This is a genomic window from Janthinobacterium sp. BJB426, from assembly GCF_002735705.1.
Lineage (GTDB): Bacteria > Pseudomonadota > Gammaproteobacteria > Burkholderiales > Burkholderiaceae_D > Janthinobacterium.
Genome location: NZ_PDZL01000018.1, coordinates 1 through 11716 on the forward strand (window position 1 = coordinate 1; position 11716 = coordinate 11716).

Below are 11716 nucleotides of genomic sequence, written 5' to 3' on the forward strand. Positions count from 1 at the left end.
GAAAGCTGTGTTTGCCGAGATCGATGCCGATGAGCGTAACGTTTTCCATGATGGCCTCCTTCAGAAATGAAAACACCCTATAAGTTTAGTAACTTATAGGGTGGAGGGTGACCATCTCATTAGCCGCTGTCTGCGGCCGTTGTTTGCGTGATGTATCACTCAGACGAAAGGGTAGTAGATGAATTTCTTAAAGTATTCGATGGACTCCTCTGGGCATTCGGGAGCTGTGTTTTTGGGTTCGGTTACCAGATGCGGTGGAAGCAGGCTGCTGATTAAGTGATATTGCGGGTCATTTTCTCCGCCAGAAAGCTTTGCCAGCATAAGCCCACCAAGAAGGCTGCCGACGAAGGCTCGTTCTTTGATGCTATTGCCGAACTTGTGACCTAAGAAGGTTTCTTGTTCATTCGATGGCTCAAGTCCATCGATGCCCATCGCATGCAGGGCGCAGCCCAGTTGGTGGCCCTTCGAGGTAGCAAATACTTCTTTTTCATTGACGTACACGTTCGCGACCAAAGCGTTCTTAGAGTTTCGGGACATGCCCAGTTTGATTTGATTTGGGTTCATATTGTTGTTCCTTTGTTTGTTCTTAAATTTTTTGGTAATGGGGTGCCGCAGGCGTTGGCCAAGTGGGAGGCGAACGCAAAGCGTAGAGGTGTAACGCGCGCCGATTCGGCTAGCGGTTTGCGTTACGTCTTAAATTGTTAAAGAAGCAATAATTGGATTGATTTTTAAGCCAAGCGGAGCCGTAGGCTCTCTCTAAAAAAGGCTCGAATGTCGCGGAGAGAAAGGACTCTCCGGAAGGTGAATTTTGTGACGCAATACTACTAATGCCACTAAACCTACTAGCACTACCAACGCTGCCGGTACTGCTTTACTGCTAACTACATTCTCAGAACTGCACTGAGGAATTTATGATGCCATACGGCAAGTTTGATGTCAACACTGTTTGTTTGCTCAGGAAGCATAGTTGATAGGTTGTAATTTTTTCATCCAAAGAGTATCGTCGACAATTACCTTTAGCTGCCCGTCGAGTATCCGCTCAGGGCACCGACCTTCGCAGATGAATAAAGTCAAGACCTCCGCAATTCCTTACACTGGCTACAACTATCAGACGTACCAAGGCATCTATTGGTTAGTCGACTGGCTTGCGAACCCTTCTCGATTTTTGAGGATGCGGTTCGAGTGTAATGACAAAGATTCGGCGCCGCAGGGTCTGGACGACATTGTGGCTTGGCGCAGTGATGGGAAGCTAGATTACGCTCAGGTGAAATTCACAGTAAATAGCGACGACCACAAATTATCGTGGGACTGGCTTCTTGTCCTGCCATCGACAAAGATACCTAGGTCGTTGATGATGAAGTGGGCCGACGCTCTGAACTCCGTAGACCCGACGAACGTTGGCCGAGTTCGGCTAATCACCAACCGGGAGCCGGACGAAGAGTTCGGGAGATGCCTTGAAGGCGCAAAAGTTGATTTCGATGCGCTGTCAGCGGAACGCCAGCGAGAGGTCGTGTCTCAACTCGGTGATGAGTCCGCAGCGCGCCGGATTTTCGACGCTCTTGAGATTGAGCACAGCAACATAGACTACTTGGCACTACCTGGAATATTGAGGGGCGAGCTAATTCGGCAGGGGTATGACGAAGGCTCTTTTCATAGGCTATTTCACGAGTCCTCCTTATGGGCTACGCATGAAAATTTACCTGCTCCTAATGGGGACATTACGCTAGATGTAGTGCGGTCAGTATTGTCCACTCTTCGTCCGGAGCCAATTTCGCAGGAGTTTGAGGTCCCGACCGGATACCGACCTCCGGATGCCACGTTCCATAGCGACCTGCTCGACAAGCTCTCCAAGTCCGATAGTGACGAAAACCTTCATGTGCTTTGGGGCGCACCAGGTCGTGGCAAGAGCACCTACCTCAGCTACCTGACGCACACATTGGATGAGAAGGCTATCCCCGTAATACGGCATCATTATTTTTTGTCGACGACAGATAGGTCAACTGACCGGATGCGGTTGTACGCGGTTGCTAATTCGCTGCTCGCACAGATAGCTCACCTTCGCGATTCAGGCCATGCAAGTACCCGTCATGAGGAGTTGCGGCGTGAAATCAACGAGTGCGCTGAGGAGTTTCGAAAACTCGGTGTCCCCTTGGTCATCATTATCGATGGTCTCGACCATGTATGGCGACGCCAGAAAGACGTGCGACCATTAAACGAGCTCTTCGAACAGCTAATTCCGGTTCCCGCTAACACTCATTTGATTATTGGCACGCAACCTGTTGTTGACGAGCAGTTGCCATCGAGGTTGTTGGCATCGTGGTCGAGGGACAAGTGGAGCGAATTGCCTCTGATGTCTGTCGAGTCTATCCTGGCATATGTGGTTTCACTGGTTCGGTCTCGCAGGTGGATGCGCAGTAAAAACATCAGACAGTCTGAGGAGTTGCGCGCTTGTAGTGTCGCATTACACATGCGTACAGGAGGTCACCCGCTTCACCTCATTTTTTCGGTTGAGGATTTGCTTCGGAGGAGCAATCCGCCTCGTGAGTATCTCATTCCAAATTTGCCAGCTTGTCCTGACAATGACATTCGGAAGTACTATGAAGAACTTTGGTTGAAGCTCAGCAGGCCTCAGCAGGATTCCCTACATTTGATTTGTGAGCTGCCCTTCTATTGGCCAGTAGACGCATTCGTGGTGATTTCAAACAACCATGCAGTGGTAAGCACCGATGGCATCACGCACCTCTTGTTCGAGTGTGCGGTGGGCTATCGACCGTTTCATGAGAGCTTGGCAGTTTTTGTTACAGGCAAGACGGAGCACAATGAACGAATTGCGAGGCTTTTGCCTAAAGTTGAGGAATGGCTTGCGTCTTCGGCGCCAGCAGTCATTCGCAACAGTTGGCTCTACTCGCTGCGAGCCAAGCGAGGGGACCATGCCCAGCTAGCGCAGACGTTAAGTCGCGAGTGGGTCTTGGAACGCCTTGTTGAAGGTTACCCAGCGGCCACCATCGAGCGTCTGCTTCGAGAGGCCGAGCAGTACATGTTCGACGATGGCGAGCTTGCGGAAGCTTACCGGCTAAGGTCCATCAAGCATCGGGTAAATCAAGGCCCTCAATTTCAAATAAATGATATGCAGCTGCTCCGTGCAATGTGCTGGGCAGTCTCTGTTGACGAGAGTCTTCACAATGAGATAATCGCAAATGCGGCCCTGATTTCACCGATGCACCAGGGTAGCCTAAGTCTTGCGTTGAGTTTTAACCAAGACCCGCGTGCGAGCAAAATGGCAAGGCGTGCCATCAATAGATTTCAATCCGAGTATCGGTTCAAGAACGGGCAACACAGTTCACAGGCCGACCAAGACTTCCAGTTTCTTATTGAGCGTTTAGCCGCGTCCGGCGCTCTCAGGATTGAATATTTCACTGAGCCTGAGGTTCTGGATAATGAGTCTAGCGAACTCCTATCGGCAGTATTGAGAGGACTCGTTCAGGCCTTGGACTTAAGCGCACTGTTCACCCTTCACGGCCACGCATCAACGCGAGAGGCTGCTGAACTTATCGAAAGGTCGATATTGGAAGTCGCAGTTGAGACTTCAGCAAACCTTTCGGCGTGGCCCGAGAGCCGTCTGTTTTGGGCTAGCGAGATAGCAGTTCTTCATCTAGCACTGGAAGAGAGGGGATGCAACCGAATCTTTAACCGAGATGCGCTTCCAAACGCACCCACAGATTGGAAAGATAACGTGCAGTTCGAGGATGGGTTTGGTGGCCTGCTCATTTACTCATTCTTCACCTCGCTCGCTCTTCACCTACTTCCGACGGTGACAGTCAGCGTTTTGTCTCCATCAGGTTCGCACGGCGACCATGAGATGCTGAGATTTCAGTCGATGATAGAGCGGGCAGCTCAGGCCGCAGCGGCTATCTTGAAGTCTGGGGGACGCTTAGATTATGAGTTTATCTTCGAGTGGACCAAGCATGTCCCCATCTTTTTGGGACGAGACTATAAGAGCATGGAGCGCTATCAGCGAGTTAAGCGAGCACTCCATGAAATCGCAATGAAGCTTCAGGTATTTTGTATGGCACGAGGTGTCACCGGACTGATTTCTCTGCGTTCGATTTCACGCGCGAAAGAGAGCCAACACTTTTCTGTTGACCGTCTCATGGCAGACGCGGCGGACGTGCACATCCGGTTGCTTGAGCCAGAGTTATTGGGTGACGTAGTTAGTTCCCAGCTTGCGAATGTCCAATCAGCTAGTCAGGAAATTGGGGAAATGATTGAGGGCCTAATGGAGCTTGCGCAGCTGTGTTTTATTCAGCGTAGTCGGGACGACGTTCGGAAACTTTGTCACAGAATTTGGGAGCTTGTGCTTGGATACGGGAAACATAAAGACCCCTCGATATTGGAGCTGCTGAAGGCCATTGAGTACATGGCGTTTGCAGATAAGGGGTTCGCGGCTGAGCAGCTCTTGTCAGTGTCGGGGGTGACCGAAAAAGTCACGACCTTCACCGATGGCGATGAGACTAATAATGTTCATCGATACGTTGCTGAAGCGTTGCGTGAAGCTAGTCCACCGTTGTTGGCGGAAAAATATAGGTACCATCTGGAGCGAGGGGATTGGTACGAAGCGCAAGAAACGATTCGCGAGGGCTTGAAAAATATCGACAGCGAGTCTCCGTTTACTGCGGCGCTGGCACGTACTGGTTTGACTGAAAATGAGATGCCAAGGTCTTGGTGGGCGCAAAAGGATGGACAGGTACCTCATCCTATTTATCGAGCGTCGCTAGATTTTCTTGGTATCGACGTGACCATCGAAAAGGCAGATAACTACACGTCTTCTGAGAGTAAAAAATTTGATGGGGACTTTAAGCAATATCCTCCGCTGGAATTTTCGAAGCTCTTGAATGATATGCGTGAGTCGGGGCATTACTTTGAACGCGAAAGCCTGAAGTCCTGGTATCAGTACTGGATGAAGGCGGACCATATCAATCTGGTGAATTCCCTCCATAAATATGTCAATCAAGATGACTACGATGCGGATGTGCGGTATGTGCTTGACCAGTTGTTCGACAGTACGTGGAATTTGTTCGGACCCGATAAGGCATTCCGTATCGCGGTTTTGGCTCATGTGGAAAATGGAGGGTGGTCAAACTGGGCGATGACCGAGTCACCTGAAGTGTCCAGAATGCGATTGAAGAAAGTGGCCGAGACGTATCCGGACCGGGCTCTAGAATTCGTTGCTGATAGCTGTACTAGGCATGAAAAAATGTTCAGGGAAGTTGTAGTTCCAAGCTATACGATTCCTGGTGCTCATTTGATTTATTTCTTGGTACACGCGAAGAAAATTGATTTGGCAAAGTCGTATTTGGCGCGCATGGTAGCAAGCTTGGGTGACGAGACGAAGATGTTTACTTTGCCTCGACCAAAGTGGTCCCTTGCTTTGCCCGCGTCAGATGCGGAGCTTCCATTGCAGCTTCTCGTCGCGCGCTTAAAATCATGCGTTGGAACGACTCGACTTTGGGCCATACAGGAACTTATTGGGCTTCTCGTGTCCGATAAGACACGAATTGTCGTAGAGGCAGAACTGCACGCCCATATGAAAACTATTAAGCTCGACACAGAGCTTATCGAGTTTCTAGGATTGTTCTGCTCGGCTCGAGTCGAAGGCTTCAAATTCTCACGAGAATTTGATGTTGGCGACGTTGGAGCAACCTTGAGTGAAGAGTACTGCGACATGCTGGAATTCCGCTACGCGCGCTGCTCAGCTCTCGTTGCGCCTCTGGGGTTTCGCGTTAGTCGTGATTTCTTTAAGGTAGATGGTCTTCCTGGGGCAATTTTTGCTGACTTAAAGCGCCTTCAAAATGCGATTCCATTCCCTGTAATACATCAGGCGAATTTTGAAGCTATGCGCCTCGCAGAGGTAGTTTACTATGACACTAGTGTTCAGTTCTATATCGGAGCAGAACAAGGGCAGATGAGTGGCTCGATGCTAACAAGCGCAACTCAGGTTGCTAGAACCGCATATTTGCGCGCGCTCTCTGTCGCCTGCCAAGTAGGCGGATTTCCTGACGAGAAATCACTCGATTGGAGTCGATGTGCGATTCCGCTTGCTCCCTTATTCATGGGAATAAAGCCAAGCAAGCCTGATTTTTGGTCAGATGTCCTAGGGATGTTTTCTCAAAATGAATCGCTCGTTCCTAGGAAAATTTTCGAAGAAATCGTTGCTCTGGCCGGTACTGCCCAACTGGTGCTTGGAGCGCTAAACGTGCCAATTCATGTATCGGAGAACGAGTTTGTTTTAATCGAGATTACCCTCTGCGCTTACCAACCCGAAATAGATTTTGATGAGGTACTTAATCACCTACCATCCGATAGTGAGTTCAGCCAATTGCTTGTGGCGAATCTCCTCACCGATGAAGGTTTTTATCGTTGCGACCGTCGTCCTAAGGTTGTATCAGAAGCTCGTACGAGAAGACTTGCGGCCTCTTTCATGGTAATCCCATACGCGTACCTACATCGCGAGGTTTTTCAGCGAGGTGTCTATTTACCTGTTTCCTATGATGAGGAAGAAGAGTTTTTTGTTATCCCCGAAGATGGTGGGCTTTCGATAGTCTCCGCTGATGGTCACCTCGGGGACGTTTCGTACTGGAATACTGAGTGGTCCCCTGCCTACTGGAGCCTGAAGGGGCCTGGCTGCGGCACAGTGCTGACGCTTCAACGCGATGCTTTGCATTCACTGGTTCGTCATGGAGAACTGCTTGGCCACCACTGTACCCTCACTAGATATCGAAGAGACTACAGCCATAGCGAATTCGAAGAGAGTTCACGAGATGAGTATTTTTTGAAGTTGGTCTAGGTATGCTGAGAGTATTATTTTTTCGGGGCGATGAAATTTTCTCTTGGTAGACACTACGCTGACGTACATTGAAGCCCGGGAGCGTTTAGCGGAGGGCGAACGCCCTTCAATAATTCTTGGGAACGACTTTTTCAGAGCGTGGAGAAACGACATATTCAACTACGCGAGAGTATCAGGGCGGCGTTGAGGTTGATGAGGAAGCGGATTCTCAGGAAGTACAAATAGACGCACAAGAGCGCTCAGGTCACGCTGGTGCTTGCGTTGTTAGGACGACCATTCAAGGAGGAAATATGGCAGGTTCAATAAATCTACCCAGCGACTGGGTGTGCAACGGGCGTGAGTTGAAGCCCAAGGTTGGAGCTACTTCTGCTAATACTTGGTTGTTTGACGGCAAGGAGATAAAGCCTAAGGTTAGCGCAACATCAGCTAACACGTGGGTCTGGAACGGAACAGAGCTCAAGCCAAAGGTTGGGGCAAGCTCTGCGAACACTTGGCTCGTAGATGGGGGTAAAGCAATGCCAAAAGTCGGCCACAACTCCGCCAACACTTTTTCTGTCGGCACGCTGCCTATATTAGCAGTCGCTGGAAAGTTGGTTCTGCGGCTGTGGTGAGTGGCCATCACTTTCGGATGAAGTCAATAGAACTCCTACAGCATGAAGTCCAGCGTAAGCTAGGACGCTGCATGCTACGGCTGCAGCAATACGAGCGCTCGTTCAAGGCTATGGTTGCGGGCATGGCTGTAGAAGGCCCGGTAAAGCAATTACAAGCAGCGCAGGACCAGAAACGCGCTAGTATGCGCACCAAGACTTTGGGCACGCTCGTCGGCATGTTCACCGGTGAGCACTTAACTGCGGCATTATCTGAAGTCGAGGCTGGACGGGATGATGACGCCTGCTCCGGCGGCCAATTTGTTGATGTCGCTTGGGCCAGCATGCGCTTTAATATCTCGATGTCGCCTGAGCGCTACGCGCAAACCAAGGATAATCTGGCTGAACTGGTTGCGTTGCGCAATGACCTCATCCATCATTTCCTCGAACGTTTTGACATCTTTGATGAAAACGGCTGCTGCGCAGCTGCCACCCACCTCGATGCCTGCTACGAGCAAATTGATGTGCATTTTGAACGCCTGAAGGAATGGGCCAGGAGCTTAGCCGAGACCCAAGCGCTGGCGTCTTCATTCTTGCAGTCAAAGTCGTTCGAGGATATGTTCGTACACGGCATCAATCCTGACGGTTCAGTGTGCTGGGCGAGGAGCACGATAGTCGAATGTTTGCACAAGGCAGAGACGGCTTGCCAGGTAGGCGGTTGGACCTCCCTTGACACCGCGATAGAGTTTATCTCGAAGGAAAATCGAGACCAGGTACCGAGCAGATATGGATGCAAGACATGGCGCCAACTCTTGAGGAAGTCAGGGTTGTTCGAACTCCGGAGCATTGGAGGTTCAGTTGGCAATAGAGGCGAAACTTGGTATCGCATTCGAGCGGCTCCACTCAGAGACGAGAGTTGACCGCCATAGGTTCATCCGCGCCCATGGTACTGACCGATTGTTCGGATTGCTTATTAATGATATAAACGATATAAATAATTATATCGTTTATGCCGTAAACCGAGAAGTATCGTACAAACCATATAATGCTTCGTACCGTACGAAACATAGCGGCGCTGCAAAAAATTCCTTGTTGGATGCATTGGCGGAGCGGCGAACCCGCCACCGCTTCGCTGCTGCATCTGGCTACATCGCCAATTGGTGAGCAAGAACGCGTTGTACGAATATGCCGCAGACACCGTTCGCCGTAATAGCCGCTCGTACATTTTCCTTGGCGGTGACGTCTTTAAGTTCTCGCTCTAACTAACTTTTCAGGCTATCTCGACCGGGAAGTTGCTCTTCATCTTGTCACGCTCGAAGGTGTTAGCGTATGGCCTAACACGCGCGAGGAAGTCCGGGTCTGGTGTTACCGAGTCGGTATCGATTAGGTGAGTTGGACCAGGTACGCCCCCACGAGGTGGAACGCGGTACTCGCTTCGAATAAATCCCCAGTCTCCTTGTGGCCGTATCCATAGGTCTCCGAATGTCCGCACGCGCGCGTCGAACCTGCAGCGTACCCAGTGAGGCCGCGTTTTCCTTCCGGTAGCGCTATGTGGTGGCTCTATCTCATACATAGATAAAAAGATATAGGGTAAAAACCATTCTTGCATCCCGCGGTTCTCCCATAGTTTTTTCCGGTCCGCTTCTTTGATGAAGTTGATGAACAAGAATATGCTGACCATTGGAACGATTTCTGCTGTATGCGCCCAATGGTACTCCCAATTTTCGAAAAATGAACTGCGTATCGCGGCGCCTGCTTCCGGGTTTGGGTCTATCGGTGGAAGAATTTCGTAGCGTTCGCCGGCACTCTGTTTGAGCGGGCACCAGGCGTTGGGGTCAGGATTGTGCCCCCAAGTGCGGGCGGTGGACGGAATGTTTTCGGAAACGGTGTGCATTGGTTGGCGGCATGCTACGCAAACGACCGTTGGCCTGACACGCAAGCTACCATTACCATCTTTCTTCGTACCGAATTCATCAACGTATTCTTCAACAGTAAATCGGCGTCCCGTCAATATCTGTAGCGCGCGTGTCATCTTTACTTCCTTTGGTGTTAAGACGTCTTGGGAGAGCCGCCAGAGTCAACATCCGGTCGATTAATTGCCGTATAGATATAGTTCCATGCGGAAACTTAACCGTCAAGGACTGTTTTAATGTTGCGTGTGGGCGTTAATTCTCTCGTGCAGTCGCACGCATCGCAACTGTTTCGATGAAGCTGCATCGCAGTCCGACGCTGCTGACTCGAGCGGTGGCTGTAGCGGCCTGGGCGCTAGCGGACCGTGATTTGTCACGGGAGCTGGTGGTCAATCGTGCGGAAAAGGCTTAAGTCATCTACGCGCAAAATGGCTGGCACTAGGCCACGAACTTAATTGATTCTTAAACGCTCCGAATTTTGCGGCGTTTTTGCTTCCAGCGCTTAGTAACCCGATGCGGGACGGCGCCTTGTAACTTGCCGCAGTGCAATGCGTTTAGTTTCACGACCAGTTTATATAAACATGATTGATATACGAAACAACAGGGGAGCAATCGCGAAACCCTGAATTTCACCGGAGAATCACCATGACCACCACAGCCGCCATCCTCGCCATTACCTGCAACATCGAACCTATCTCTGTCGCTGAATTGCAAGAGTTGCTTAGCACTCCGGAAACCTGCAGCGCCGAGGGCCCGGTAGAACTGCTTGCTGAACTACTCAAGATGGCAGCAGCTGACACGGATGCTGCAACAATTGAAGAAGCAATGGAGTACGTCGCATCGAAGGGGCTCGCTTGGAACGGCGGTTCCGAGGGCGCTATCGGAGTCAATGTCCGTGACTTCGGAGACGGTGAGCCGGAATGCAGCTGGACGAGCACTGGAGACGCAAGTTGGTGCACTCTGCGAGAGCTTGTAAACGCAATTCGTGATGGAAACTTGGTACCGGATTGGTACGACCAGGGCTGGATTGCTGTCCAAGTTTCCCCCGGCGAGTGGGTTGCCCACGATTCGATTGCCGCAGGCTACCTCAACTAACCTCCGCGCCATCAAAACCCCTCCCTACGACCGGCTCGTCCCGGCTTTTCGTCGCAATCCCAATTTGCTATCAGCTCCCATTCGCCGGCTATTATGCGCCCTCAAGAGTTCCATCAAACACTATCGCGATTCGGACTAGAAAACCTGAAGGATGTTCCTGCCACCAAGCCATAGCTGACGTGGTTGCGACTAAAGATTATTGAGGAGGCGCCTAAGGTCTTGGTTAGAGCCGAAATCAGATAATGCTTCGGTAACGAGACTCCGAATGGAGATGTCGGCCCCACCACCACCTTGGTTCAATAGGCGCAGAGCAGAATGCCAGGCCGCGCGGCCATTACTACCAAGTTTTAAGGTAGCAACGTTACCACCTGCCCGAGACCAGATTTCCTGGTCCAAAGGTCCCTGCGGATACAGTGAAGCTAACAAGTCTTCGAGTTCACGTGGATTTGTCGAGATGGCAGGCGAAGGTTCTGGTAATGGGTTTTCCGCAGACTTCAGCAGACCACCTTTGCGCAGCGAGACAGGAAAATTATCGTGCGTTCGCGTCGTCAATATAGGGTTCTGCTTAGGGTAAGCAGCCGGAACAGTTTCTGACAAATAGTGAAATAGGTCTAAGACTCGAATTAGCCCATCAGAACGGTCATCCACGGCTCCTTGAAGACCTTTGAGAAGGACTTCCGTAAAAAGGCTGTTGCGATGATTTTGAAGGATAACAGAGCTTTCCTCAGATGCGCTAGCTGAGATGATGACTCTGCCTTTCCCTTGCGCCAGAGCGTCCAACCTTGGTCCGCCGAAGGCCCACTTAGTGATGTTTTCGGCGTCACCCTTGAGTCGCGCTGCGGCTCCCGAGTGGCAGGCGTCAACCAGTACCAAAAGGCGCTCTGCAGGAATTTGGTTCAGCAGCTCGGAAAGCTCCTCAGCTTCTATGCCCGTCTCGCGTGGCCGAAAAATGTCGAACTCAGGAGGGCATAAATACGTTCCTGGGTCTGCGCCAGTCGTCCATTGCGCGCCGTGACCGGAGAAGTAGACGACAACTGTGTCACCAACCTGTGAATTTGCCGCCAGTTGTTTTAGTCCATCTAGGATGGCCGTACGAGTTGCTTCAGCGTTGCGAAGAACTAGCACGTTAGCGACCGGATAGCCGCAGTGCCCAGGACTATTCAGTAATTTCGCGACATCGTCTGCGTCAGATACAGGGGCGGAACCGAGCGGAGAAAGAAAGTCGTATTTACCAACCCCGATAACGAGGGCTCTACCATTTTGAAATGTTTTGTTCATGA

6 protein-coding genes are annotated in these 11716 nt (G+C 50.9%); 3 read left to right on the top strand and 3 right to left on the bottom strand.

Going from position 1 to position 11716, the window contains the following annotated elements; translation table 11 throughout:
- Nucleotides 1-159: 159 nt before the first annotated feature.
- Nucleotides 160-564, bottom strand: a complete 405-nt coding sequence (locus CSQ93_RS22855; RefSeq protein WP_099380018.1) for a hypothetical protein — start codon at nt 562-564, stop codon at nt 160-162.
- 496 nt (nt 565-1060) lie between these two features.
- Between CSQ93_RS22855 and CSQ93_RS22860 the strand changes: the two genes are divergently transcribed.
- Both CSQ93_RS22860 and CSQ93_RS22870 read left to right on the top strand, forming a co-directional pair.
- Nucleotides 1061-6844 carry an NACHT domain-containing protein gene (locus CSQ93_RS22860; protein WP_099380019.1) on the top strand — a complete coding sequence of 1928 codons (5784 nt, stop codon included), beginning with the start codon at nt 1061-1063 and terminating at the stop codon, nt 6842-6844.
- Between the two features lie 682 nt (nt 6845-7526).
- Entirely contained in the window at nt 7527-8351 is an 825-nt protein-coding gene (locus CSQ93_RS22870; protein ID WP_099380021.1) for an OST-HTH/LOTUS domain-containing protein, read from the top strand.
- A 350-nt stretch (nt 8352-8701) separates the two neighbouring features.
- Here the strand turns inward: CSQ93_RS22870 and CSQ93_RS29025 are convergent, their stop codons facing one another.
- Nucleotides 8702-9463, bottom strand: coding sequence for a hypothetical protein (locus tag CSQ93_RS29025; protein ID WP_158301326.1), 762 nt, complete (start codon nt 9461-9463; stop codon nt 8702-8704).
- A gap of 523 nt (nt 9464-9986) precedes the next feature.
- Here CSQ93_RS29025 and CSQ93_RS22875 point away from each other — a divergent pair.
- A complete protein-coding gene (locus CSQ93_RS22875) occupies nt 9987-10436 on the top strand; it encodes a hypothetical protein (RefSeq protein ID WP_099380022.1) in 450 nt (149 codons plus the stop codon).
- Nucleotides 10437-10625: 189 nt separating this feature from the next.
- Here CSQ93_RS22875 and CSQ93_RS22880 read toward each other — a convergent pair whose 3' ends face one another.
- Nucleotides 10626-11714, bottom strand: coding sequence for a caspase family protein (locus CSQ93_RS22880; RefSeq protein WP_099380023.1), 1089 nt, complete (start codon nt 11712-11714; stop codon nt 10626-10628).
- Nucleotides 11715-11716: the final 2 nt, after the last annotated feature.